This is a genomic window from Sneathiella chinensis (genome assembly GCF_012720115.1).
GTDB lineage: Bacteria > Pseudomonadota > Alphaproteobacteria > Sneathiellales > Sneathiellaceae > Sneathiella > Sneathiella chinensis.
Window position 1 is genome coordinate 1 of the sequence record NZ_VNWN01000003.1, and the last position, 22,740, is coordinate 22,740.

At 56.8% G+C, this 22,740-nt stretch carries 25 protein-coding genes; 11 read left to right on the forward strand and 14 right to left on the reverse strand.

Annotated elements, in window-relative coordinates; all coding sequences use genetic code 11:
• Positions 1-41: 41 nt before the first annotated feature.
• A complete protein-coding gene (locus FQB27_RS06465) occupies positions 42-515 on the reverse strand; it encodes a MarR family winged helix-turn-helix transcriptional regulator (RefSeq protein WP_169560096.1) in 474 nt (157 codons plus the stop codon).
• Positions 516-617: 102 nt separating this feature from the next.
• Between FQB27_RS06465 and aliB the strand changes: the two genes are divergently transcribed.
• The 7 genes from aliB to FQB27_RS16670 all read left to right on the forward strand — a co-directional run bounded on the left by aliB (position 618) and on the right by FQB27_RS16670 (position 7,046).
• Positions 618-1,763: a cyclohexanecarboxyl-CoA dehydrogenase gene (gene aliB, locus FQB27_RS06470; RefSeq protein ID WP_169560097.1), complete on the forward strand. Its 1,146-nt coding sequence runs from the start codon at positions 618-620 to the stop codon at positions 1,761-1,763.
• A complete protein-coding gene (locus FQB27_RS06475; RefSeq protein ID WP_169560098.1) occupies positions 1,760-2,518 on the forward strand; it encodes a glucose 1-dehydrogenase in 759 nt (252 codons plus the stop codon). The genes aliB and FQB27_RS06475 overlap by 4 nt, the downstream gene beginning before the upstream one ends.
• A gap of 14 nt (positions 2,519-2,532) precedes the next feature.
• The gene (gene badI, locus FQB27_RS06480; RefSeq protein WP_169560099.1) at positions 2,533-3,315 is read left to right on the forward strand and encodes a 2-ketocyclohexanecarboxyl-CoA hydrolase; all 783 of its coding nucleotides are present in this window, start codon (positions 2,533-2,535) and stop codon (positions 3,313-3,315) included.
• 221 nt (positions 3,316-3,536) lie between these two features.
• A complete protein-coding gene (locus FQB27_RS06485) occupies positions 3,537-4,679 on the forward strand; it encodes a CaiB/BaiF CoA transferase family protein (protein WP_169560100.1) in 1,143 nt (380 codons plus the stop codon).
• A gap of 75 nt (positions 4,680-4,754) precedes the next feature.
• A complete protein-coding gene (locus FQB27_RS06490; protein ID WP_206374403.1) occupies positions 4,755-5,144 on the forward strand; it encodes a phosphomannose isomerase type II C-terminal cupin domain in 390 nt (129 codons plus the stop codon).
• Between the two features lie 82 nt (positions 5,145-5,226).
• Positions 5,227-6,381: a M24 family metallopeptidase gene (locus FQB27_RS06495; RefSeq protein ID WP_169560101.1), complete on the forward strand. Its 1,155-nt coding sequence runs from the start codon at positions 5,227-5,229 to the stop codon at positions 6,379-6,381.
• Between the two features lie 8 nt (positions 6,382-6,389).
• Positions 6,390-7,046, forward strand: coding sequence for a rhomboid family intramembrane serine protease (locus FQB27_RS16670; protein WP_169560102.1), 657 nt, complete (start codon positions 6,390-6,392; stop codon positions 7,044-7,046).
• 139 nt (positions 7,047-7,185) lie between these two features.
• Here the strand turns inward: FQB27_RS16670 and FQB27_RS06505 are convergent, their stop codons facing one another.
• From FQB27_RS06505 to FQB27_RS06520, 4 genes are all read right to left on the reverse strand, one after another.
• Entirely contained in the window at positions 7,186-7,677 is a 492-nt protein-coding gene (locus tag FQB27_RS06505) for a DUF934 domain-containing protein (RefSeq protein ID WP_169560103.1), read from the reverse strand.
• Positions 7,670-9,322, reverse strand: a complete 1,653-nt coding sequence (locus FQB27_RS06510; protein WP_169560104.1) for a nitrite/sulfite reductase — start codon at positions 9,320-9,322, stop codon at positions 7,670-7,672. The genes FQB27_RS06505 and FQB27_RS06510 overlap by 8 nt, the downstream gene beginning before the upstream one ends.
• A gap of 16 nt (positions 9,323-9,338) precedes the next feature.
• Positions 9,339-9,659: a DUF2849 domain-containing protein gene (locus FQB27_RS06515; RefSeq protein ID WP_169560105.1), complete on the reverse strand. Its 321-nt coding sequence runs from the start codon at positions 9,657-9,659 to the stop codon at positions 9,339-9,341.
• A gap of 114 nt (positions 9,660-9,773) precedes the next feature.
• A complete protein-coding gene (locus tag FQB27_RS06520) occupies positions 9,774-10,511 on the reverse strand; it encodes a phosphoadenylyl-sulfate reductase (RefSeq protein WP_169560106.1) in 738 nt (245 codons plus the stop codon).
• 95 nt (positions 10,512-10,606) lie between these two features.
• Between FQB27_RS06520 and FQB27_RS06525 the strand changes: the two genes are divergently transcribed.
• Together FQB27_RS06525 and FQB27_RS06530 are read left to right on the forward strand one after the other, a co-directional pair.
• The gene (locus FQB27_RS06525) at positions 10,607-11,443 is read left to right on the forward strand and encodes a thermonuclease family protein (RefSeq protein WP_169560107.1); all 837 of its coding nucleotides are present in this window, start codon (positions 10,607-10,609) and stop codon (positions 11,441-11,443) included.
• A 21-nt stretch (positions 11,444-11,464) separates the two neighbouring features.
• Positions 11,465-12,964 (forward strand): M48 family metalloprotease, encoded by a 1,500-nt coding sequence (locus FQB27_RS06530; protein WP_169560108.1) that lies wholly within the window; start codon positions 11,465-11,467, stop codon positions 12,962-12,964.
• A 5-nt stretch (positions 12,965-12,969) separates the two neighbouring features.
• On the opposite strand, the gene FQB27_RS06535 is transcribed toward FQB27_RS06530, so the two are convergent.
• The 5 genes from FQB27_RS06535 to secA all read right to left on the reverse strand — a co-directional run bounded on the left by FQB27_RS06535 (position 12,970) and on the right by secA (position 18,264).
• Positions 12,970-13,782, reverse strand: a complete 813-nt coding sequence (locus FQB27_RS06535) for a hypothetical protein (protein WP_169560109.1) — start codon at positions 13,780-13,782, stop codon at positions 12,970-12,972.
• Between the two features lie 119 nt (positions 13,783-13,901).
• Positions 13,902-14,399: a CarD family transcriptional regulator gene (locus FQB27_RS06540; protein ID WP_169560110.1), complete on the reverse strand. Its 498-nt coding sequence runs from the start codon at positions 14,397-14,399 to the stop codon at positions 13,902-13,904.
• Between the two features lie 289 nt (positions 14,400-14,688).
• Positions 14,689-15,024 carry a ferredoxin FdxA gene (fdxA, locus tag FQB27_RS06545; RefSeq protein WP_169560111.1) on the reverse strand — a complete coding sequence of 112 codons (336 nt, stop codon included), beginning with the start codon at positions 15,022-15,024 and terminating at the stop codon, positions 14,689-14,691.
• 109 nt (positions 15,025-15,133) lie between these two features.
• The gene (locus FQB27_RS06550; RefSeq protein ID WP_169560112.1) at positions 15,134-15,595 is read right to left on the reverse strand and encodes a tellurite resistance TerB family protein; all 462 of its coding nucleotides are present in this window, start codon (positions 15,593-15,595) and stop codon (positions 15,134-15,136) included.
• Entirely contained in the window at positions 15,595-18,264 is a 2,670-nt protein-coding gene (gene secA, locus FQB27_RS06555; protein ID WP_169560113.1) for a preprotein translocase subunit SecA, read from the reverse strand. Before secA ends, FQB27_RS06550 begins: the two co-directional genes overlap by 1 nt.
• A gap of 328 nt (positions 18,265-18,592) precedes the next feature.
• Here secA and FQB27_RS16800 point away from each other — a divergent pair, with 328 nt between their 5' ends.
• Positions 18,593-19,612, forward strand: a complete 1,020-nt coding sequence (locus FQB27_RS16800; protein WP_338090295.1) for a peptidylprolyl isomerase — start codon at positions 18,593-18,595, stop codon at positions 19,610-19,612.
• 81 nt (positions 19,613-19,693) lie between these two features.
• On the opposite strand, the gene FQB27_RS06565 is transcribed toward FQB27_RS16800, so the two are convergent.
• The gene (locus FQB27_RS06565) at positions 19,694-20,155 is read right to left on the reverse strand and encodes a DUF1178 family protein (protein WP_169560114.1); all 462 of its coding nucleotides are present in this window, start codon (positions 20,153-20,155) and stop codon (positions 19,694-19,696) included.
• Positions 20,156-20,293: 138 nt separating this feature from the next.
• Between FQB27_RS06565 and FQB27_RS06570 the strand changes: the two genes are divergently transcribed.
• Positions 20,294-20,794: a class I SAM-dependent methyltransferase gene (locus tag FQB27_RS06570; protein ID WP_169560115.1), complete on the forward strand. Its 501-nt coding sequence runs from the start codon at positions 20,294-20,296 to the stop codon at positions 20,792-20,794.
• Positions 20,795-20,797: 3 nt separating this feature from the next.
• Here FQB27_RS06570 and FQB27_RS06575 read toward each other — a convergent pair whose 3' ends face one another.
• The 3 genes from FQB27_RS06575 to FQB27_RS06585 are packed head-to-tail and all read right to left on the reverse strand — an operon-like array spanning position 20,798 to position 22,733.
• Positions 20,798-21,655: a carbon-nitrogen hydrolase family protein gene (locus FQB27_RS06575; RefSeq protein WP_169560116.1), complete on the reverse strand. Its 858-nt coding sequence runs from the start codon at positions 21,653-21,655 to the stop codon at positions 20,798-20,800.
• Positions 21,656-21,673: 18 nt separating this feature from the next.
• The gene (grxC, locus tag FQB27_RS06580) at positions 21,674-21,934 is read right to left on the reverse strand and encodes a glutaredoxin 3 (protein WP_169560117.1); all 261 of its coding nucleotides are present in this window, start codon (positions 21,932-21,934) and stop codon (positions 21,674-21,676) included.
• Positions 21,935-21,968: 34 nt separating this feature from the next.
• The gene (locus FQB27_RS06585; RefSeq protein ID WP_169560118.1) at positions 21,969-22,733 is read right to left on the reverse strand and encodes a ComF family protein; all 765 of its coding nucleotides are present in this window, start codon (positions 22,731-22,733) and stop codon (positions 21,969-21,971) included.
• Between the last annotated feature and the right edge of the window lie 7 nt (positions 22,734-22,740).

The window sequence follows — 22,740 nt, forward strand, 5'->3', positions numbered from 1 at the left end:
GAGACTTCCCACGCGGTGGCCGCGACCATTCGCTGGGCGTTCTAGGGGGTATTGGGCTGACCGGCGGGGGGCCTGTCCATTTCCTGCATGGTTTTCAGTAGGATATTGAGAAAATGAACGAGCGACACCCGATCGTCATAGGACAGGCGGGACAGGGCGGTATCGTAAAAGGCTTCAATCAGGGGGGTGATGGTCTGCCACAGGGCCGCCCCCTTTTCTGTCAGGCGTATTCGGCGTGACCGAAGGTCGTCCGGATCAACACTGCGGGTGATGACGCCCCGTTCTTCCAGCCGGCCCAGCAACCCAGCCATATTTTGCCGACTGACCTGCAAATAGGCGCAAAGCTGCGACACCGTCATGCCGTCCTTGGCGCTGTCCCGTGACAGGGCGCCCAGAATGGACCATTGCTGCGTGGTGACCTGTTCGGCATCCAGGGCGCGGGTCCCGACCTTGTTGAGTAGGTTGGCGGTCTGATACAGGCGGAAGAACAATCTATTGCTTAAATCATCAATCATTGTCTTTGAAAATCGCTTTTATATGAAAAATAATTAATCAACATATTGACATAATCATGTAGCGCCGCAACAATCAACAAAAATTTAATAAAGGAAATTGTTGTGCAGTTCGGTCTAAGCGAAGAGCAGTTGGCGATTGTTCAGACAGCCCGGAATTTTGCGGCGGATCAGGTTGCCCCCGGTTATCAGGAACGGGACCGCAGCGGGACGTTTTCCCGGTCCCTGACCCAAAAGATGGGGGCGTTGGGCCTGATTGCGCCGGAACAACCCGTTGAACTGGGGGGATCAGGGGCCAGCCATGTCACCAGCGGCCTGATCATGGAGACCCTTGCCGAAGCTGATTTCAATATGGCCTATGTGCAGTTGCTGGCCTCCCTGAATACGCAAATCCTGACACGCTACGCCCGGCCGGAACTGGCGCAGCACTGGGTTCCGCGCATTTGCGCCGGTGAGATTATTCTGGGGGTCGCCCTGACCGAACCCGGCGGCGGGTCCGATGCGGCCAATTTGCAGTTGAAGGCCCAAAAGGTTGCCGGTGGCTATCGCCTGAGCGGGGAGAAAACCTCCATCTCCATGGCGGATCAGGCGGACCTGATGATTGTTTTTGCCCGCACCGGAGAGAGGGACAGCCGTGCCAAGGGGGTGAGTGCCTTTCTTGTTCCCATGCAGCAGGAAGGGATTTCCTGTCAGCGGTTCGATGATCTGGGGCAGCGGTGTATCGGCCGGGGCTCGATTTTCTTCGATGACGTTTTCGTTCCCGACGATCACCGCCTTGGTGAAGAGAACCGCGCCTTTTCACAGGTCATGGAAGGGTTCGATTTCAGCCGGGCCCTGATCGGGTTGCAATGCCTTGCGGTGGCGCAGGCGTCATTGCGGGAAAGCTGGAAATACAGTCAACAGCGGGAAGCCTTCGGACAGCCGATCGGCGTTAATCAGGGCGTGACCTTTCCCTTGGCCGAGGCGGAAACAATGGTCGAGGCGGCGCGGCTGCTCTGCCAGAAGACACTCTGGCTGAAAGATCAGGGATTGCCCCACACCACCGAGGCGGCCATGTGCAAGTGGTGGCCGCCCAAGCTGGCCTTTGAGGTGGTGCATCAATGCCTACTGACGCATGGGCATGGGGGATATGGCCGGGACTATCCGTTCGAGCAAAGACTTCGGGATGTGCTGGGCCTACAGATCGGGGATGGAACCGCCCAGATCATGAAAATGATCATCGCGCGGCAAAAGATGGGAGAAAATCAGTGAAGGGATTGGCAGGAAAGAACGCCATTATCACCGGCGGCGGCGGGGGGCTGGGTCGGGCCATTTGCTCCCGGCTGGCGGAGGAAGGGGTGAAGGTCGGGGTGTTTGACCTGAACCTTGAAGCCGCCGAGAAGGTGGCCGCCCAGATCGGCGGGCAGGCGACGGCGTGGCAGGTGGATATCGCCGATTTTGATGCGGTCCGAGTCGCTGTCCGGGCGTTCGAGGCGGCCGTCGGGCCAACGGATATTCTGGTCAATAACGCAGGCTGGGACAAGGTTGGCACCTTTATCGATACGGACAAGCCCTTGTGGGAGAAAATCGTCGGCATCAATCTTTGGGGGCCGCTTCACATGACCCATGCGGTGGCGTCCGGCATGGCGGAACGCGGCCACGGGAAAATCATCACCATTGCCTCGGATGCGGCGCGGGTGGGATCCTCCGGCGAAGGGGTCTATTCCGCCTGCAAGGGGGGCATGGTGGCGTTCTCGAAAACGCTGGCGCGGGAGTTGGCGCGCCAGCGGATCAATGTGAATGTGGTCTGTCCCGGCCCGTCCGATACACCGATCCTGAATGATTTCGTTGGCGAGGGCGAGGTGGGGCAGAAAATCTATGAAGGGCTGAAACGGGCGATCCCGTTCCGGCGCATTGGCCAGCCGGAAGACTACGGCGGCATCGTCGCCTTTCTGGCCAGCGAAGAGGCAGGATATATCACCGGGCAGGTTATCAGCGTGTCCGGCGGCTTAACCATGGCAGGATAACAGGAACAAAAACAATGAATTATAATGACATTCTGTATGAAGAGAAAAACGGTACAGCGCGGATCACCATCAACCGCGAGGAAAAATACAATGCCTTTCGCGGTCAGACCGTCGAGGAAATGATCCATGCCTTCGGCCGGGCCGGGTGGAACGATGATATTGGTGTGGTGGTCCTGACGGGTGCGGGGGACAAGGCCTTTTGCACTGGCGGGGACCAGTCCGCTCATGATGGCCAGTATGACGGGCGCGGAACCATCGGTTTGCCGGTCGAGGATTTGCAAACCATCATCCGGGATATTCCAAAGCCGGTTATTGCCCGTGTTCAGGGCTTTGCCATTGGCGGGGGGAATGTGTTGGCCACCCTGTGTGATTTCACCATCGCGTCAGAGAAAGCCCAGTTCGGGCAGGTAGGGCCAAAGGTCGGGTCCGTCGATCCCGGATTTGGTACGGCCTATCTGGCGCGGATTGTTGGCGAGAAAAAAGCCCGCGAAATCTGGTATATGTGCCGCCGCTATTCCGCCGAGGAAGCAGAGAGAATGGGACTGGTCAACAAGGTCGTTCCCCATGACCAGCTGGACGCCGAGGTGGAGGCCTGGTGCGCCGAGATCATGGAGCGGAGCCCGACCGCCATTGCCCTTGCCAAGCGGTCGTTCAATCTGGATACGGAAAGTATCCGGGCCATTTCCCAGATGGGGATGCAGGCTGTGAAGCTCTATTACGAGACCGAGGAATCCCGCGAGGGTGTCCGCGCCTTCAATGAAAAGCGGAAGCCTGATTTTCGCGGCAAGATGAAATAGTCCTGCCGCCGTTTTCCCCCTTGGATTATCGGTATTTAAGTTGGCGAACGAATAGTGCTATAGTTTTCCGGCCCTGCCTTTCCGGGGCCGGATGCTGCTGTTCCGAAGCACCACGGAACCTTTGAAAGAAACAAGAAAACCCGGTTCCCGTGTCTGCTTGAGACTGTTCAGAAGCGCAATCCTGCCAACAGGGGCATGTCACAAAAATCTTGGGGGTTTCCATGCCAATCAATAAAAACAAGAATAATTCGTCAGGCCCGCTTGCCGGTCTGTTGGTCATCGATGCCAGTCAGGGTATTGCGGGGCCCTATTGTGGTGCCACCCTGGCGTCCTATGGGGCGCGGGTGATCAAGATTGATCCGCCGCAGGGCGACTGGGGCCGGAATGTAGGGTACCGCTATGGGTCTCTATCCACCTACGCCATTGCCTATAATCAGGGGAAGGAAAGTATTGTTCTGGACCTGAAAAAGCCGGAGGATCTGGACTGCCTGTACCGGTTGGTGGCCGAAGCGGATATCTTCATGGAAAGTTCCCGGCCCGGCGTTGCCGAAAAGATCGGGATCGATTTTGAAACCCTGAAGGGACATAACCCGTCGCTTGTCTATTTGTCGGTCAGCGGGTTCGGGCAAACCGGCCCTTATGCGGAACGCCCCTGCACCGATGGGGTGGCACAGGCCTATTCCGGTTTGGTGAACGGCAATGTGGGGCTGGACGGACAGCCGCATAAACTGGACCTGCCGATTGTGGATATCACCACCGGCCTGTATGCGTTCCAGTCCATCAGCATGGCCCTGTTCCAGCGCATGAAAACCGGCGAAGCCCAGTATCTGGATGTGAATCTGGTGACCAGTGCGCTGGAGGTACAGCGTGCCAAGCTGTTCGAGGTGTGCGTGGAAGGGGAAAGCGTCGCCAAGCTGAACGTGCCGTCCGGTATTTACGAATGTGATTCCGGGAATGTGGCCATCGCCCTTGCAACCGAGGAGCATTACGCCCGTCTGGTCAAGGCACTGGATGCGCCGGAGCTGATCGAGGCGCCCAAATTTGCCACCTTTGCCGACCGGGCCGATCATGCGGACGAGCTGCGATCCCGGATCGGGGAAATTCTGGCGCGTCAGACAAACCAGTATTGGGAAGAAACCCTCGGCAAGGCCGGGATTATCGTCAATGCCATCAACAGCCTGCAGGATGTGGTGGAAGACAAGCAGTTCGCCGAGGGCGGCGCTCTGCATCCGGTGGAGCATCCAGGGGTTGGGACCTTCATGGTGCCGGTCATGCCGCTTCGTGACATTACGCTGCCGCCCGCGCCGGAACTGGGACAGGATACAGAAGCGGTTCTTCGGGAACTGACCACCGCCACCAAATAGAAGCCAGCGGTTTTTCCTTCGGCCCTGTCCGCTCTATATCTCTCCTTGCAGCCGTTTCCAAAAACGGGGGCATGTTTGGGGGATATAGAGGAGGGCAGAGCCATTTCTATTCAATATTCCGTCGGTGATCACGACGACCGGCCGTGGGGTAGCTGGAAGGTTACGGATATCGGGCCGGAATTTATCTCCAAAACCATACAGGTGAAGCCGGGCAAGCGGTTGTCCCTGCAATATCATCATCACCGCGAAGAATTCTGGTATGTGATCAGTGGCCGGGGTATGGCAACGATCGGGGATCAGGAGTTTGAGCTTGGCGCCGGGGTCAGTGTATCCATTCCCAAGGGGGTCCTGCACCGGCTGGTTTGTATCAGCAGGCGACCCCTGATTGTGCTGGAGGTGCAAAAGGGCGATACGCTGGATGAGGAGGATATTGTCCGGCTGGAGGATGACTTCGGGCGGCACTAGATCGCGGCGGGGCTTTCCGTTCCCGGCAAGCCATTCTATAGTCTTCCGGCAGTTCATGAACTTGTAGCGGGAGGGCAGGTATATGGCGTTGCATTTTACCGAGGCGGAATTTCAGGATCGCAAATCCGTCATTCTTCGGGACATGGAGGCGGCAGGGCTGGATGCACTGCTGATGTTCCGGCAGGAAAGCATGTATTATCTCACCGGGTATGACACGTTCGGATACGTGTTTTTTCAGTGTCTGGTCCTGACGCCGGATGGGGATTTTACCCTGCTGACCCGGTCGGCGGATCTTCGGCAGGCCCGGCATACCTCGCTTGTTACCGACATTCGGATCTGGATGGATGCCCCGGACGCCAATCCGGCAGCGGACCTGAAGGCCATTCTGGCGGGCAAGAAGCTGCAGGGAAAGACGCTGGGCGTGGAATATGAGGCCTATGGTCTGACAGCCCGGAACGGAAAACGGCTGGAGGCGGCGCTGGACGGGTTCGCCCACCTGACGGATGCGTCGGATTTGGTCAGCCGCCGCCGGGTGATCAAGAGCCCACAGGAAATTGCCTATGTCCGGCGGGCGGCGGAACTTGCGGATGATGCCTTGGACGAGGCGAACCGGCTGTGTGTGCCGGGGGCCTTCGAGGGTGATATTCTGGCAGCCATGCAGGGCGCGGTGTTTCGCGGTGGCGGCGATTATCCAGGAAACGAATTTATCATTGGATCGGGGCCGGATGCCCTGCTGTGCCGCTATTTTTCAGGACGCCGCCATTTGGACCCGCAAGACCAGATCACCCTTGAATGGGCAGGGGTGTATCGCCATTACCACGCCGCCATGATGCGGACCCTTGTGATCGGTCAGGCGAATGACACCCAAAGAAAGATGCATGATGTTGCAACGGCGGCCATGCAGGCCTGTCTGGAGGCGTTAAGGCCGGGAGAGCCCATTGGCCGGGTCTTTGATGCCTATGCCCATGTGGCCGACAAGGGTGGGATGCAGCCCCATCGCCTGAACGCCACGGGATACAGCCTTGGAACCACGTTTTCGCCCAACTGGATGGACTGGCCCATGTTCTATCACGGCAATCCGGTGGAGGCCGCCCCCGGCATGGTTTTCTTCCTGCACATGATCCTGATGGACAGTGATGCGGGCCTTGCCATGTGTCCGGGGCAAACAGTATTGGTGACAGAGACCGGCAATGAAGTCTTGTCCCGTCACCCGTTGGATCTTGTAGTTAACCGTTAGAGGCCCCTGTGAGTCATTCTGAAGAACCGGCGTTCAACGCCCCGCCTGTCACGCTTTTCCTTGTGGCCTCCATCATTGTCAGTCACATCCTGCTGACCGTCGCGGATCAGGAAACCATCAACTGGATTTATGGGGCGCTGGCCTTCGATGTGGGACAGGTGGAACGCCTGCTCAACGGGGCTGCCGGGGCGAGCCTGATACAGTTTCTGGTGACCCTGAACACCCACATGATCCTGCATCACGATTTCATGCACATGTTGGTAAACGCGTTCATGCTGCTGGCCTTCGGGTCGATGGTGGAGCGGACCTTTGGCCCGGTCCGGTTTGTGATCGTGTTCCTTGTCGCAGGCTGGGTCGGGGCCATTCTTGAGGCGCTGGTATCCATGCCGGTGACAGAGCCGTCCCTGCTTTACGGGGCATCGGGGGGTGTTTTTGGCACCATGGGGGTGACCACGCTGTTGATGTTGCCGAAATTTGGCCTTCGCGGTGTTGTCTCTTTTGCGGCGGTTCTGATGGGGGTCAATCTTGTGATCGGGTTGACGCCGCTTGGGGCGTTGCTGGCGGGCGAGGGGGCGACCATCTCGTGGGCTGCGCATGTGGGGGGCTATGTGACAGGCTTGCTGTTTGCGATCTGGTTCCTGTCGCGGTTGGCCCGCCGCCCGTAGTTTATGGTAAGGCCTGCTGCTGGATCAGAAGGCCGGAAAAAGAAAAAGCACCTGGAAAGCTAGGGGGCATTCCAGGTGCTGTTCTGTGAGATATCCAGGTGTGGGAGAGAATATCTCACAAAATCATTGCCGCACTGTGTTACTTGCGGCGCCAGATCGGCAGGGGTTCATCCACCGCCGGCTGGTAGGTGACAGTCATCTCGTCGAAGGCTTTCAGAACGGACTGCATGTCCTGATCCTCGCGAATTTCGAACGCATTGAAACCGCACCGGTGCATATAGAAAATCTGGTCGCGGAGCACATCGCCCACGGCCCGGATTTCCCCGGTATAGCCATACCGCTCGCGCAGCAGGCGGGCCTGCGTGAAGGCGCGGCCATCCCCCATCTTGGGAAAGTTGAGGACGATCAGGTCCAGCCGATCCAGATCATCGGCCAACTGTGCCACATCATCCGTGTTGGCAAGGGAAACCCCAAGACCGCTGTTGCGGGTCAGCAACTGGTCTCGCATGGCGTTCCATTCCTCGAACGGAACATAGATATTGCCGGATGGCAGGGTATCCACATCCTCTAGTCCGGTGAACGGGGTCCATGTGTCGTCTGCGGGTTTCCTGTCCTTGATATAGTTAGTCATACAGTTTTTCCTTGAAGGGGTTCTGCCCCAGCCGGCGATAGGTGGCCAGGAAGGTTTCCTCCGGGTCCTCGCGGTTCTCAAGATAGACTTCCAGTACCTTGCCAACGGCATCGACAATTTCGTCTGCCGTGAAGGCAGGGCCGATGATCTTGCCGATGGAGGCGTCCTCGCGGGCGCTGCCGCCAAGGGTAAGCTGGTAGACCTCGACCCCTTTCTTGTTGACCCCGAGTATGCCGATATTGGCCACGTGGTGGTGACCACAGGCATTGATACAGCCGGAGATATTGAGGGAAATATCCCCAAGGTCATTGATGAAGTCGTAGCTTTCGAACCGGTCCGTGATGGCCTGGGAAATCGGGATCGACCGGGCCGTGGCCAGGGCGCAATAATCCAGTCCGGGGCACGAAATGATGTCCGTCAGGTGGTTGTAGTTGGGGGTTGCCAAGTCCAGTTCCACCAGCTCCTTCCACAGACTGAAGAGGTCAGTCAGCTTCACATCGGACAGAACAAGGTTCTGGCGATGGGTGGAGCGGATCTGTCCAAGGCTGTAGCGGTCGGCAAGGTCGGCAATGGCATCCATCTGGTCCGCAGTCACGTCTCCCGGAGGCTGGTCCTTGGTCTTCAGGGACAGGTAAACGATGCGGTATCCGGCCTTCTTGTGAAGTTCCAGATTGCTGTCCACCCACCGGGCGAAGGCCGGGTTGGTGATCAGTTCGTTTTCAAACGCCTCGTCCGTGTCGGGCAGGGTTTCGTAGGCCGGGTCCCGGAAATGGGCCTTGATGGCCTTGATGTCCTCGTCCCGAAGCTCAAGGGCGCTGTCCTTGATGCGGTTCCATTCCGCTTCCACCTGCTCGCGGAACACCTCTTCGCCGGTTTCATGGACCAGAATCTTGATGCGGGCCTTGTACATGTTGTCCCGGCGACCATACTGGTTGTACACCCGCAGGATCGCTTCCAGATAGGTCAGCATATCCTTGGCAGGCAGGAACGGCCGGATCAGTTTCCCGATCATCGGGGTTCGGCCAAGGCCGCCGCCGACATATACTTCCAGACCGATTTCCCCGGCGTCGTTCTTCACAAGGCGAAGGCCGATGTCGTGGACGGCCACGGCCGCACGGTCATGCTTGGCACCACTGACCGCGATCTTGAATTTACGCGGCAGGAAATTGAATTCCGGGTGGAAGGTGGACCACTGGCGAATCAATTCGCAATAGGGACGCGGATCTTCCGTTTCGTCACGGGCAACCCCGGCCAGCGGATCGGAAGTGGTGTTGCGGATACAGTTGCCACTTGTCTGGATGGCGTGCATTTCCACAGCGGCCAGCTTGTCGAGGATGTCGGGGACTTCCTCCAGCTTTGGCCAGTTATACTGGATATTCTGGCGCGTGCTGAAATGGCCGTAGCCCTTGTCATGCACCCGCGCAATCTGGGCCAGTGTCCGCATCTGCTCGGAAGAGATCAGGCCATAGGGAATGGCCACCCGCAGCATATAAGCATGAAGCTGCAGATACAGGCCGTTTCTCAGGCGCTGCTGCTTGAATTCGTCTTCGGACAGTTCACCATCAAGGCGACGCTGAACCTGATCCCGGAATTGCGACACCCGCTCCAGCAGAAGCTGGTGGTCGGCTTGTGAATATTGATACATGTCTTTTGCTCGATGTTCAGGCGGCGTGTTGGGCGTCGGCCGTTGCGGACCGGGCTTGGGGCAGGCGGATGGTCGGGCCGGATGCCCGGATCTGTTCACGCTTGGTGGCAGGAACAATGCCGCCTTCGGTCACGGTGACGTCCACGGCATAAGGTTCGACGATGATGTTTTCCCGCGCCGCTTTTTCCGCTTCGCTTTTCAGTGTGTGAAGGGCATCGGCCGGGGCCGCTGTCGCCTTGTTCAGGTCTGTCGTCCAGAACGGTGTGTCCCCGTCAAGGCAGAGATAGGCCACAAGACCTTCTTTCAACAAGGATGCCGTATAAACCTGCAATGCCATTCTGTCCTCCTGATATTCGGAAAAGGGGTTTCTATAATTCCCTATATAGGGAATTAAATTAATTAACGCAATATAATTGTAGTTAATTTTAATTACACAAAATAATTGTGTTAATTAGCTGGCGACGCGCCGGATCATATGGATGCCGCACTCGGTCTTGTCTTGTCCGGCCCAGCGTCCGGCACGGGCGTCTTCGCCGTCGGCAACCCGCTGTGTGCAGGGCATGCAGCCGATGGACTTGAAGCCGTCTGCGACCAGCGGGTGCCGGGGCAGGTTGCGGGCCAGAAAAGCGCTTTTTACATCCTCGTCGGTCCAATGGGCCAGCGGATTGATTTTGATAAAGCCTTCGGATGCCTCGACCACTTCAAGATTTTGCCGGGTGGAAGCCTGGAACTGCTTTCGTCCGGTAATCCACGCCTTGAAGCCGGAATCGGAAAGTGTTTTCAAGGCATTGTCCAGCGGGGCGACTTTCCGGATATGGCAGCACTGGTCCGGGTCCGTGGTGAACAGCATGTCATCCGGGTCGGTTTTTTTCAGAAGTCCGGTGTCAGGCTGGATGACGCGAACATCTTCAAGGCCCAGAAATTCAGCCAGCTTGCGCTGGTATCGGAGGGTTTCCCCGAACAGGCGCCGGGTATCCAGAAAAATAACGGGAATGGTCGGATCAACAGTGGCAACAAGATCCAAAAGCACAGCAGATTCCGCCCCGAAAGAAGAGGTCAGCATGATCTGGCCCTTCAATTCCCGGTCGACAAGCTGTTCCAGAAGGGTCGTGCCTTCCAGATGGCCATAGGTTCCACGCAGGCGGGCAGCTTCGGCTTCGAAGTTTTCAAGTGTTTCTTGTTCAGTCATGATCGCCATATCCCTTCGAAATTATGCGGTCAATTTAAGGGGTAATGAATAAATATCAATCAAAAAATGTAGAAAATATTATTCACAGTATAAAAATGTATTTTGTGGTTTGGGCTTTTCGCCAATATGTTGAACAGGTCGATATCCTGTTCGGGGAGAAGTGGATGACCTTGTGTGGCCGGGTCGGTCAGCTATTCCTTTGGTTGTGGTGTGCAGGGGGGCTTTTGGTTCCGATGGGGATCGGGGCCAGCCCGATGGCAGAGCCGCTTTCATCGGGCTCCGGGCTTGCGGGGCATAAGGTAAAAGCTGTTGGTGACAAGAATGTGTCCTTGTATGGGGTTCGCATCGGGGAGGCCGGGGCCCGGCAACTGCAGCAGCTTGTACCCCGGGAGGGGTGGGAAGTGGAAGGTCATCTCTTTGAAAAAATTGATTTTTCCGCGAACCGGTATGGGGAACTACATGGCCGCCTTCTCCATTCTGGCATTGGCTGGGTTCAGCACTATCTTGTAAGGAAAGGCCTTGGGGTGGTTTCGGGCGCGGGGCCGTATCCGCCCGCCCTGCGAACAGCCTTGCAAAAGGCCGAGGATCAGGCCCGGCAGGATCAGGTCGGCATCTGGGCTGCGCACCAGCCGGAGCAGAGACAGGACCACAGGATCCTGCTTCAGGAGGGGGCATATCAGGTTGTCGAGGGGCAGGTGACTGCCGTAAAAAAGAACCGGAGCTGGTATTACCTGAATTTCGGGGAGGACTGGCGGACGGACTTTACTGCCGCAATATCGACACGATATCTGACCAGATTTAAAGAGGCAGGACTTGATCCTGAGGGTATGCACGGTAAAAGGGTACGTCTGAGGGGAAAGGTCAGACCCTATAATGGGCCCTTCATGGAACTGGTTCATCCGGAGCAGGTGCAGGTTTTGGCGGATCAGTAGGTAAGAGGAACGGAGACAAGGATGTTTTTGAAGCGCATATCAGGGGCCGGTCGCCGGTTTGCAAGCCGTATGGTTCTTATGGGCTGCCTTGTATTGGGGCAGGGTGCGGCTCTTGCGCCCGTGGCATCGGCAGAGGGTCTGGATGGTCTGTTCTCTATCTTCGAGCCGTCAGACGAGGCCAGCATTGGCAAACAACAGCACCCTCGCATTCTGGCCCAGTATGGCGGGGAATATGTTCAGGAAGGGCTGAACGAATATATTCTGGACGTGGGTCTGCGGTTGGCCTTCGCCACGGGGCGGACCGATATCTCGTGGCAGTTCACAATCCTCAACAGTCCCGTCGTCAACGCCTTCGCCCTGCCGGGTGGTTATGTCTATATTTCGCGGGGCTTGCTGGCACTGGCCAACAACGAAGCAGAGATTGCCGGAGTGCTGGCCCATGAAATCGGCCATGTGATTGCCCGCCACGGGGCGCAGCGGCAATCCCGGGCCACGGGGCTGGGATTGCTGGGGGCGCTGGCCGGTATCCTGACCCAGAACGCCGATGTGTTTCGGATGGGGCAGACGGTAGGCGGTCTGTATCTGGCCGGATATTCACGGGATCAGGAGTTTGAGGCTGATCAACTGGGGGTCAAGTATCTGGGGCTGGCGGGATATCCCCGTGAAGCCATGGCCGGTTTTTTGAAACGGATGCAGGCCCATGCCGAATTCCAGAGCCGCCTCGCAGGCAATGGCGGGCAAAGCCAGTTTGATTTCTTTGCAACGCACCCCCAGACGGATGATCGTATTGCCCGGGCGGAACAACTGGCCGCGCGGGAGGCGGATGCGCTTGAACGTCACTATGGGCAGGCCGAGTTCATGACCAAGCTGGATGGCATTCTCTATGGGGATGACATCAAGGAAGGGGTCATTCGGTCCCGCTGGTTCCTGCATCCTGATCTTCGCCTGAAATTCCGGGCCCCGAAAGGGTTCCAATTGATCAATTCCCAGCGGGCGGTCTATGCGGTGAACGGCAAGGGCTACCAAATGGTGTTTGATCTGGACCCGGGCGGCCTCAAGGGTCTGAGTGTGAGTGACTATCTGCGCCGCGTCTGGATGCGGGAGCAGAACCTGCGCTATGTGGATGACATTCAGGTTGGTGGCGCCCAGGCGGCACGGACGGAGTTGGTCCTGCAGCAAAATGGAAAGCGGATCTTTGTGACGGCTGTTGCCATCAATTTCGGCTATGACAAGGTGGCGCGCTTCGTTTACACCGGGCCGGACCTGAACGCGGAGCTTCGGAAACTCTACCGGGGCAGCTATAACAGCTTCCAGCCCATGACCTATGACGAGGCCATGGCCATCAAGCCGGTGCATCTGGATTTGCGGTTTGTCGAGAATGAACGGTCCGTTGAGCAACTGGTCAAATCCATGGCGGACCTGCAAAACCGCAAGGCGCTGTTTATCCTGCTCAATCCTGAATTTGACGGGAAGGACCCGGAGCCGGGTGATCCCTATAAGCTGCCCGTTTACGGGCGCTAGGGCAATCAGCGGGTGCTGATCAGGTCGTCGATCTCACCGTCAAGGGTGAAGCAGGCGGCCGAAAGCGGCCCGCCAAAGCCGCAGCCACTGTCGAGGGAAACCGTGAAGTCGGTTTCCGTGACGCCGCTATGGTCCCGGTCGTAGCCGCGAATGACTTTCCGGAAACCGGAATAGGGCGCGTCGATCTTGTCGAAAAAGCCGTTGCCCCACCAGAAGGTGTCGGATTGTTCCGTGACCGGCCTGCTGGGATCAATACCGGCGTGAACGAACAGCAGTTCCCCTTGCTCTGTGTAGGCAGCGCGGCGGAGGGAAATCAGGATATCGTTATGGCCGGGATGGCTCTGGATTGTCTCCCGGAGGCGGGAGGTCCAACGGGTGGTGGCAAGGATGCCTTCGCGGAAATATCCCCGAACCCCCTGTTCACTTTCGCCGTAGGCTTCCAGTGTGCTGCCGATGCCATGCTCGATCATCCAGTCGAACACCACGGAAGGCTCGGTTGCGAGCTGTATCTGGAGAAGTTTGCGCCACATTTCTTCCTGTGCGCCGCGCAGGAAAACGATGTCTTCAGGCTGCATGCCGGGAAGGGTCAGGCGATCAATCCGGAACTGGAGCAATTCATCGAGGACCCCCTTGATGTTGGTGCCATGCCCCAGATAGTTGCCAAGATAGACAAGCCGGTCCCCTTGTTGCCAGCGTTTGCGAAGCAACGAATGGAGGTCCGTCAATCGATCGGCATCCCCATGAATACAGGATACGGCCCATACACGACCCGCACTGGTCAGGCATCCGAATTTTTCGCTGTGCTGATTCGCTTTCATCGATTCGCAGCATGAATCAAGTGATTCGGGAAGGCAAGCGAAGACTGCCAAAAGTTAAGAAAAGTTTAAAAAAAAGCCCGGCATTGGCCGGGCTTCTTTTTTGGACAGGGCGATCAGGATCAGGCGGCTTTCAGAACCTTCTGAACCTTTTCGGTCGCCACATCGGCTTCAATCTTCTCGACGACAGCCAGTTCACGGCTCAACCGCTCAAGGGCTGCTTCGTAAATCTGACGTTCGCTATAGGACTGATCCGGCTGATCTTCATTCCGGTGCAGGTCCCGAACAACCTCGGCGATCTGAACCGGATCCCCTGAGTTGATCTTGGCTTCATACTCCTGGGCGCGGCGGCTCCACATGGTGCGTTTTACCCGGGCGCGTCCCTTCAGGGTGTCAAGAGCGGTCTTCATCTTCTTAGGCGAGGACAAAGCGCGCATACCTACGTTCTTTGCTTTTCCGATCGGGACACGAAGCGTCATTTTTTCATGTGAAAAATCGACAACATACAGTTTCAGGGACATGCCTGAAATTTCCTGTTCCTCAATGCTGACAACCTGACCCACACCATGTGTTGGATATACAACATGGTCAAGTGGAGCGAATTCCAACTCTTTAGTCATTCAATTCCTTCTCATCTGACATGAGGCAGGCAAAGTGGCGCAAAAAAAAGAGCAGCGATTAAAACGCTGCAAAATTTGCCTGTCTCATCAAGAGGCAGCACAGCCGCCTACACTTCAACTGTGCAGGTTAAAAACCGTGAATTTCCATCTGTCGCAACAGAAAGAACCCCCCGATATGTTAACCATCTTCAGGACCATAACACATTTTTTCTAAAATTGCTAATCCTGATGAAGATATTGTATGCGGACAGGGTAATTCAAGTCCGCATACCGCAATATCCGCCCAGTTTTAGCGCGCCGCGGGATTGGGGCTGAAGAATTCCTCGAACTTGCCTTCCTTGCCGTTGAATTCCTCGGCGTCGGCGGGCTCTTCCCCCTTCTGGGTGATGTTCGGCCATTTTTCGGCGTATTCCCGGTTTACTTCCAGCATCTTTTCGACACCATCTTCGGTGTCTGGCAGAATGGCCTCAGCCGGGCATTCGGGTTCACAGACGCCGCAATCGATGCATTCGTCCGGATGAATTACCAGCATATTCTCACCCTCGTAGAAACAGTCTACGGGGCAGACCTCAACGCAGTCCATGAATTTGCATTTGATGCAATTTTCGGTCACAACGTAGGTCATAGTCTTCTCCAGCTCATTGGAATATTAAAGCAAATATATCCTGTACCGATTATCTCCAATACACTCGGAAGACAACCCTTTTGTTTTTAGTACAGAACAAAAATGTATATTACTCGGTTACCCCAAGTTTTTGCATGACCCGCTTGCGGGCCTGCCCGCTTTCCAGATCGCTGACATAGATCAGTCCGCAGGTCCGGCGAATCAAATTGGCTTCAAACTTGCTGAGGGTCCCGTCCGCATAGGCGATTTCCCACATCAGGGCGATGATATCAGAGCGCTCCTCGATGGGGCAATTTTCCTTAATCACCCGGGTGAAGGTCAGCAGGTGACTGGTGTCCGCATGGGATTTTTCAGCCGCCTCGATCACATCCGCCGCCTCGGCCTCACTCAGGGAGAAATGCCGCTGCAGGATGGCGCCAAGGGTGTCCCGCTCGGTTTCGGAAAAATCCTCATCAGAGAGGGCCGCCTCAATCAGCAGGGCCGCGGTTGCAACCTGCATGTCTTCCGCGTTGCCAAGGGACGCTTCATCGGCGCCCTTCCCAACAAACAGTTCCTTCAGTCTGGCCAGCATCAGCCCGCTCCGTGGCAATGTTTGAATTTCTTGCCCGACCCGCAAGGGCAGGGATCATTGCGGCGTGTCTTGCCCCAATTTTCAGGATCGCTTCCGTCGCCGTCCGCCATCTCATTCTCACCGGTAACCGGGTCGATATGGGTGGCCTGCATCTGGCTTTCGTCAGGCTCTTCCCGCTGCACCACCTCGGTCGGGTTCTGCAGTTCCACATGGGACAGATAGGTGGTGACGGTGACGCGAAGCTGGTCCAGCATGACCTGGAACATGTTGAAGGCTTCGGTCTTGTATTCGTTCAGTGGGTCCTTCTGGGCATAGGCCCGGAGGGAAACCCCCTGACGCAACTGATCCAGTTGCAGAAGATGATCTTTCCAGGACTGGTCCAGAATCTGCAGCAGCAGGCTCTTTTCCACCATCCGCATGACTTCAGGGCCATAGTTGGCGGCTTTTTCCGCCATGCGGCGATTGGCGTGGTCCTTCAGGCGTTCGCGGATTTCCTCATCGGCGATGCCTTCTTCCTGTGCCCATTCATCAACGGGCAGGTCAAGGGCCAGAACCTTCCGAACCTCTTCGCGGAGGCCCTGAACGTCCCACTGCTCGGGGTAGGCCTTCTCGGGGATATGGGTATCCACCAGATTGTCGATGGTATCCTCGCGCATCTCGTTGACGGTTTCGGACACATCGTCCTGTTCCATCAGGTCGATCCGCTGTTCATAGATGACCTTTCGCTGGTCATTCATGACATCGTCGAATTTCAGCAGGTTCTTGCGGATGTCGTAGTTCCGGGCCTCAACCTTTTGCTGAGCCTTTTCAAGGGCCTTGTTGATCCACGGATGAATGATGGCCTCGCCTTCTTCAAGGCCCAGCTTGCGGAGCATGCCTTCCATTCGCTCGGACCCGAAAATCCGCATCAGGTCGTCTTGCAGGGACAGATAGAAACGGGAGGTTCCCGGATCACCCTGACGACCGGAACGACCGCGAAGCTGATTGTCGATCCGGCGGGATTCATGCCGTTCCGTGCCAATCACAAACAGACCGCCAGCAGCCAGAACCTTGTCTTTTTCAACGGCGATTTCAGCGCGGATATCGGCTTCGATCTTCGCCAGTTGAGCCGGGTCTTCAACGCCTTCGGACCGTTCCGCAACCAGCATTTCCACGTTGCCGCCCAGCTTGATGTCGGTTCCGCGCCCGGCCATGTTGGTGGCAATGGTAACCGCCCCGATGCGGCCCGCCTGCCCAATGATTTCCGCTTCCTGTTCGTGGTAGCGGGCGTTCAGGACGCTGTGCGGGATTTTCTTCTGTTTCAGGACGTCGGACAAGACCTCGGACTTCTCGATGGAGACGGTGCCGACCAGAACCGGTTGGCCTCTTTCGCGGCATTCCTCGATGGTCTTGACGATGGCATCGTATTTTTCTTCTGCCGACCGGTAGACCTCGTCATCCTCGTCTTTGCGGGCAACGGGAACGTTGGTCGGAATCTCGACCACGGCCAGGCCATAGATTTCGGCAAATTCCTCGGCCTCGGTGGAGGCGGTACCGGTCATACCGGACAGCTTGTCATAGAGCCGGAAATAGTTCTGGAAGGTGATGGAGGCCAGGGTCTGGTTTTCCGGCTGGATATCCACCTGTTCCTTTGCTTCCAGGGCCTGATGCAGACCATCGGAATAACGGCGGCCTTCCATCATGCGTCCGGTAAACTCGTCAATGATGACAACCTTGTTGTTCTTGACGATGTAGTCCTTGTCCTTCTCGAACAGCTTGTGTGCGCGGAGGGCCTGATTGGCGTGGTGCACCACCGTGACATTTTCCACGTCATAGAGGTTGTCGCCCTTGAGCAGACCTGCCTCGTCCAGAATGCGTTCGATGGTTTCGGTGCCATCCTCGGTGAAGCTGACGGCCTTGGATTTCTCGTCAACCTCGAAGTCGTCCTCGGACAGGCGCGGGATCAGGGCATCAATGGCCCGGTACAGTTCGGAAGAATCCTCGGCGGGGCCGGAAATGATCAGCGGGGTCCGGGCCTCGTCGATCAGGATGCTGTCCACCTCGTCAACAACGGCATAGTTGAAGGGGCGCTGAACCATGGCGGCGCGCTCGAACTTCATGTTGTCGCGAAGGTAATCGAAGCCAAATTCGTTGTTGGTGCCGTAGGTGATGTCTGCGGCATAGGCGGCCCGGCGCTCCTCGTCGGACATGCCGCCAACGATACAGCCAACGGTCAGGCCCAGCTGGGCATAGACTTTCGCCATCCAGCCACTGTCCCGGCTGGCAAGATAGTCGTTCACGGTAACCACATGAACGCCCTTGCCCTCGATGGCGTTGAGGTAGGATGGCAGGGTGGAGACAAGGGTCTTGCCTTCACCGGTCTTCATTTCGGTGATCTTGCCCTGATGCAGGACAATGCCGCCCATCAACTGAACATCATAGTGACGTTCCCCGAGGGCCCGGCGGGCTGCCTCACGCACACAGGCGAAGGCTTCCGGCAGGATATCGTCAAGAGTTTTGCCGTCGGCGAGCCGCTGGCGAAATTCTTCGGTCTTGCCTTTCAACGCGTCGTCGGAAAGCGGTTTTATGCTGTCTTCCAAGGCATTGATTTCGGCGACGGTTGCGCGAATGGCTTTCAATGCCCTGTCATTCGATGTGCCGAATAACTTTTTGGCTAAACTACCGAACATTTCCAACTAAACTCCAGTCATCATCGTGATGAATTCAGATGCCGAACTTGCACCGTCTTTCAAAGAACGGGAAAGAATGGTGACAGACCTCCCAAAAATCCTATGTGACAGATAAGGGGGATGAAGCCTTCTGTCAATCTATCCAGCGTCAAACCCATGCCATATATGGGTTAACAGGTATGGTCATGCCTTGATTTGGCCAAATTTACTGTGCTTGTATCTGATGCTGTTTAACATATATTCTTTGGGCAATTTGGGAACGGTGTTCCCCGATAAATAAACAGGCGGTTATCGCCAGGTCGTGATCCTTTTTGGGAATAGGAAGATTATGAAGATTCAAAGCACCCTTGCGCTGGTTGTTGTTGCGGGGATTTCACTCGGTGCCGGTTATTATATCGGGGGGAACAAGGATGCCCTTCTGGGGACCACGGCAGATATCCAGTCCGTAGCGACCGGTACACAGGACACGGCAACGCAAGTGGATCCGGATGACACCATTGTGGCGACGGTCAATGGTGACGAGATTCGGGAATCCGATATTCTCAAGATGTATGAAAGCCTTCCGGCCCAGTATCGTCAGGTTCCCTTTGCCTTTATCAAGGCGCAACTGGTTGACCAGATGATCAACATGCGTCTGGTTCAGGAGGCTGCCCAGACCGAAAAATATGACAGTCAGGCTGAATTCACCGATCGGGCCAATGATGTCCGGTTGCAGCTTTTGCAGGAATATTACCTGCAGAAGAAAATTGACGAGGCCCTGACCGACGAAGCCCTGAACGCTGAATATGAAAAGTTGAAGGCTGCCTTTGAGCCGGTCGAGCAGGTTCACGCGCGCCACATTCTTGTGGAAAAGGAAGAAGACGCGAAGAAGCTGATCGAAGAGTTGAAGGCTGGCGGTGATTTTGTTGAGCTTGCCAAGGAACATTCAACAGGTCCGTCCGGCAAGGATGGCGGCGATCTTGGCTTCTTCATCAAGGAAGCCATGGTGCCGGAATTTGCGGATGCCGCCTTTGCCATGGAAGTTGGCACCTACAGCGAGGAGCCGGTCAAGACCCAGTTCGGCTGGCACGTGATCAAGGTTGAGGGGCGCAAGCCCACCGAGATTTCCCCGTTCGAGGAACTGAAGGATGAAATTTCGGATACGCTGACCAATGAAACGGTCACCAACCTTCTGGAAAGCCTGAAAGCCGCCGCAACAATTGAGGTTGTGGAAGCTGAGGTTGCCGAGCCTGCCCTTGAAGCGGACGACAAGGCGGAAGAAAAGCCAGCCGAGGCAGCTCCTGCTGACGAAAAGCCTGCGGACGAGGGTGCCGAAACCCCGAAGACAGAAGACAAGAAAGACGGCTAAGCCCGCCTTTCAACTGAATGAAAAAAAGCCCGGTCCAATTGGCCGGGCTTTTTTGTTTGGTTTGACATTGCGAGCGGAATGTCAGGCGTCGGTATTGGGCAGCCACGGGATGGCCGCGACCTCAACCCCTTCTTCCTGAAGTTCCTGCCGTTCTTCTTGCGTGGCCTCACCATAGATGCCGCGCTCTTCCGTTTCTCCGTAATGGATTTTACGGGCTTCCTCGGCAAAGTTGTTGCCCACATAGTCGCAGTTGGCTTCAACGGTTTTGCGAAGTTCCCGAAGGGCGCTCATGGCAACAGACATTTGCTGGGCATAGGCCTGCTGGGCCTCCTCGGACGGCGCATCGGCCGGGGCCTGTCTGGGGGCTGCGTCCCGACCTTTTCTTGGAACCGCCGGGGCCATCAGCGCCTTGGTCACCTTTGAAGACCCGCAAAGTGAACACTGAACAATTCCCTTGGCTTCCTGTTCGTCATAGCTGGCGCTATTGCTGAACCAGGCCTCGAAAACGTGGTCATGTTCGCATTTTAGACTGTACTTGATCATGTAACCGGATATCTCACAAAAACAAATATGCCTTTATTGAAAAAATAGGCATTTAATTCTGCTGCGCAAGTATTTGACAGAACTGTGACAGCATTGCAATGGTTGCAAACAGCCATGGAGAGGATTTGAGGAACGTCAATGAGCGATGTATCGGAGTGGGTTCGCAAACACATGCCATTGATCCCGGCAGGGGGACAGGTGCTGGATCTGGCCTGCGGAGGCGGGCGGCATACGGCCCTTCTGTTGTCAGGCGGATACGGGGTGACCGCGGTGGATATCGATGTCCATGCGGTAGGGGCGTTGTCGCACAAGGCCCTGACAATCGTCGAGGCGGATCTTGAGGCCGGCGGTTGGCCGTTCGGGCCGGAGCGGTTTGACGGTATTGTGGTGACGAACTATCTGTGGCGCCCCCTGTTTGAGGATATCCGGGGCAGCCTGAAGCAGGGCGGGGTTGTGATCTACGAGACGTTCGCCGTGGGGAACGAGGCCTTTGGACGCCCCCGAAACCCGGATTTCCTGCTCCGGGAGGGGGAGTTGAAAGACATGTTCAGCGGGTTTGAAATCCTGGATTATCGTCACGGTCCGGTCGGGCAACCCAAACCGGCCGTAACGCAGGGCATTGCGGCGCGAAAGCGATAGGGGCTAGACGGCCGGTGCCGGTTCGCTTTTCGGGGTTTCCAGACTGTAGGCACGCAGGTTTTGCAGGTTTGGTACCTGACGGCGGCGCTTTGCCACCTGATCCATGTCGATCGGGGCAATGATAAAGCCCGGCTCCTCGCCGCCATCGGCAAGGACGTCGCCCCACGGATCAATGATCAGGGAATGACCATAGGTGCGGCGCTTTTCTGAATGGTGCCCACATTGGGCCGAGGCAATGACAAAGGCTCCGTTTTCGATGGCCCGCGCCTTCAGCAGCGTGTGCCAGTGGGCTTTCCCGGTGGTATAGGTGAAAGCGGCGGGAACGGTGAACAGGCTGGCGCCGCCCTTGATGGCCAGATCCTGAAACAGATGTGAGAACCGCACGTCATAACAGACGGCCATGCCCAAGGTTCCCCAAGGGGTCGGGACGGCAACGGCTTTTTCTCCCGGTGCGTAGGCGTTTGATTCCTTGTGGGACTCGCCATTGTCCAGCGACACATCGAACATGTGGATCTTGTCGTAGCGGGCGGCAATCCGTCCGTCCGGTGCGATCAGGAAGGAGCGGTTGGCCAGCCGTTCGTCATCCGGTTTCCGGATCACGAGAGAGCCGGCCAAAATCCATGTGCCTGTTTCATCCGCCAGTTCCCGGTACGCCCGCAAGGTGATGTCATCCTCTTCCAGTTGGGCTTTTTCCTGGGCCGCAACCTTGTAGGGTTCCATCATGTTGGTGACTTCAGGGGTCGAGACGAAATCCGCGCCCGCATCAATGGCGGCGCGGATCAGGTCCGTACTGACCTTCAGGTTTTCTTCCGGTTCGGTCCCGGAGGTCATCTGGATGCAGGCGGCAGAAAAGGTTGTCATGGCACTCTGTCAGTTGTTTCAGGCAATGCCCAGAATCTGATTGAGTTTCCCAGCGGCGTCAAGTTTGTGGATGTAATCACAATCGCCAATATGCATATCGTCCACGAAAATCTGCGGAACGGTATGGGCGCCTTCAGCCCGTTTCATCATCACCTGACGCAGGGCGGCGTCGGCGGTGACGTCGATTTCCTTGAACTGGACGCCTTTTGATTTCAGCAACGCCTTTGCGCGGGCGCAGAACGGGCACAGCATACTGGTGTAAATCTCGATACTTTTCATTTGGAAACTTCCTGACTGATAAATTTACGCTCCCTTATATATTGAGGGAGGCGGGCTGTACAACCCGGCATAAGGTCAAAACATTGACCGCAGTCACACCCTGCGAGAGGAGGGAGCGGGTACAGGCCTCCACCGTGGCGCCGGTGGTCAGCACATCGTCCACCAGAAGCACGGTTTTGCCTTCAATATGGGGCTGCCAGCGGGTGTTGACCGCAAAGGCCCCCCTGACATTCCGAACACGGCCCTTCGCGCTGTAATTCCCCTGACTGGCGGTGGCGCGGGTTCTTACAAGCAGGTCTTGGGCAAGGTCCAACCCGGTGCCCTTTGCAATGCCGGATGCCAGCAGGGCGGATTGATTGTATCGCCGCTTGATCAGCCTTGATGGGTGCAGGGGGACGGGGGCCACCATCTCGGACTGTTCCAGAAGGTCGCGGCCGGCCCGTTTCATCCATGCGGCAAAGGTGGGCGCCCGGTCGGACCGGTCCCCATGCTTGAAGGACAGCACCATCGCCCGACTGGCCTCGTTATAATGGAGCGCGGAGCGGAGGCCGGCATAGGGAGGGGGCGCAGCAATGCAGGCCCCGCAGAGGGCCGCTTCGCCTTGTGAATACTCAAACGGAATGCCGCAGATGTGGCAAAGCGGGTCGCTGATGAAATCAAGGCTGGGCCAGCAATCGGGACACAGGGCGCCGACCCTGTCCACTTCCTCGCCGCATCGGGGACAACCCGGCGGGAACAGGGCATCAAGGCAGGATCGCCCCATGGCAAGAAGTGCGGTTTTCGAGAAAATGTTTCCCATGATTTCT

What these genes read in the sequence shown, in the direction of transcription:
- FQB27_RS06465 (WP_169560096.1), bottom strand. Translation starts at nt 515, where the DNA reads ATGATTGATGATTTAAGCAATAGATTGTTCTTCCGCCTGTATCAGACC.
- badI (WP_169560099.1), top strand. Translation starts at nt 2,533, where the DNA reads ATGAATTATAATGACATTCTGTATGAAGAGAAAAACGGTACAGCGCGG.
- FQB27_RS06485 (WP_169560100.1), top strand. Translation starts at nt 3,537, where the DNA reads ATGCCAATCAATAAAAACAAGAATAATTCGTCAGGCCCGCTTGCCGGT.
- FQB27_RS06495 (WP_169560101.1), top strand. Translation starts at nt 5,227, where the DNA reads ATGGCGTTGCATTTTACCGAGGCGGAATTTCAGGATCGCAAATCCGTC.
- FQB27_RS06505 (WP_169560103.1), bottom strand. Translation starts at nt 7,677, where the DNA reads ATGACTAACTATATCAAGGACAGGAAACCCGCAGACGACACATGGACC.
- FQB27_RS06510 (WP_169560104.1), bottom strand. Translation starts at nt 9,322, where the DNA reads ATGTATCAATATTCACAAGCCGACCACCAGCTTCTGCTGGAGCGGGTG.
- FQB27_RS06515 (WP_169560105.1), bottom strand. Translation starts at nt 9,659, where the DNA reads ATGGCATTGCAGGTTTATACGGCATCCTTGTTGAAAGAAGGTCTTGTG.
- FQB27_RS06520 (WP_169560106.1), bottom strand. Translation starts at nt 10,511, where the DNA reads ATGACTGAACAAGAAACACTTGAAAACTTCGAAGCCGAAGCTGCCCGC.
- FQB27_RS06525 (WP_169560107.1), top strand. Translation starts at nt 10,607, where the DNA reads ATGTATTTTGTGGTTTGGGCTTTTCGCCAATATGTTGAACAGGTCGAT.
- FQB27_RS06530 (WP_169560108.1), top strand. Translation starts at nt 11,465, where the DNA reads ATGTTTTTGAAGCGCATATCAGGGGCCGGTCGCCGGTTTGCAAGCCGT.
- FQB27_RS06535 (WP_169560109.1), bottom strand. Translation starts at nt 13,782, where the DNA reads ATGAAAGCGAATCAGCACAGCGAAAAATTCGGATGCCTGACCAGTGCG.
- FQB27_RS06540 (WP_169560110.1), bottom strand. Translation starts at nt 14,399, where the DNA reads ATGACTAAAGAGTTGGAATTCGCTCCACTTGACCATGTTGTATATCCA.
- fdxA (WP_169560111.1), bottom strand. Translation starts at nt 15,024, where the DNA reads ATGACCTACGTTGTGACCGAAAATTGCATCAAATGCAAATTCATGGAC.
- FQB27_RS06550 (WP_169560112.1), bottom strand. Translation starts at nt 15,595, where the DNA reads ATGCTGGCCAGACTGAAGGAACTGTTTGTTGGGAAGGGCGCCGATGAA.
- secA (WP_169560113.1), bottom strand. Translation starts at nt 18,264, where the DNA reads ATGTTCGGTAGTTTAGCCAAAAAGTTATTCGGCACATCGAATGACAGG.
- FQB27_RS16800 (WP_338090295.1), top strand. Translation starts at nt 18,593, where the DNA reads ATGAAGATTCAAAGCACCCTTGCGCTGGTTGTTGTTGCGGGGATTTCA.
- FQB27_RS06565 (WP_169560114.1), bottom strand. Translation starts at nt 20,155, where the DNA reads ATGATCAAGTACAGTCTAAAATGCGAACATGACCACGTTTTCGAGGCC.
- FQB27_RS06570 (WP_169560115.1), top strand. Translation starts at nt 20,294, where the DNA reads ATGAGCGATGTATCGGAGTGGGTTCGCAAACACATGCCATTGATCCCG.
- FQB27_RS06575 (WP_169560116.1), bottom strand. Translation starts at nt 21,655, where the DNA reads ATGACAACCTTTTCTGCCGCCTGCATCCAGATGACCTCCGGGACCGAA.
- grxC (WP_169560117.1), bottom strand. Translation starts at nt 21,934, where the DNA reads ATGAAAAGTATCGAGATTTACACCAGTATGCTGTGCCCGTTCTGCGCC.
- FQB27_RS06585 (WP_169560118.1), bottom strand. Translation starts at nt 22,733, where the DNA reads ATGGGAAACATTTTCTCGAAAACCGCACTTCTTGCCATGGGGCGATCC.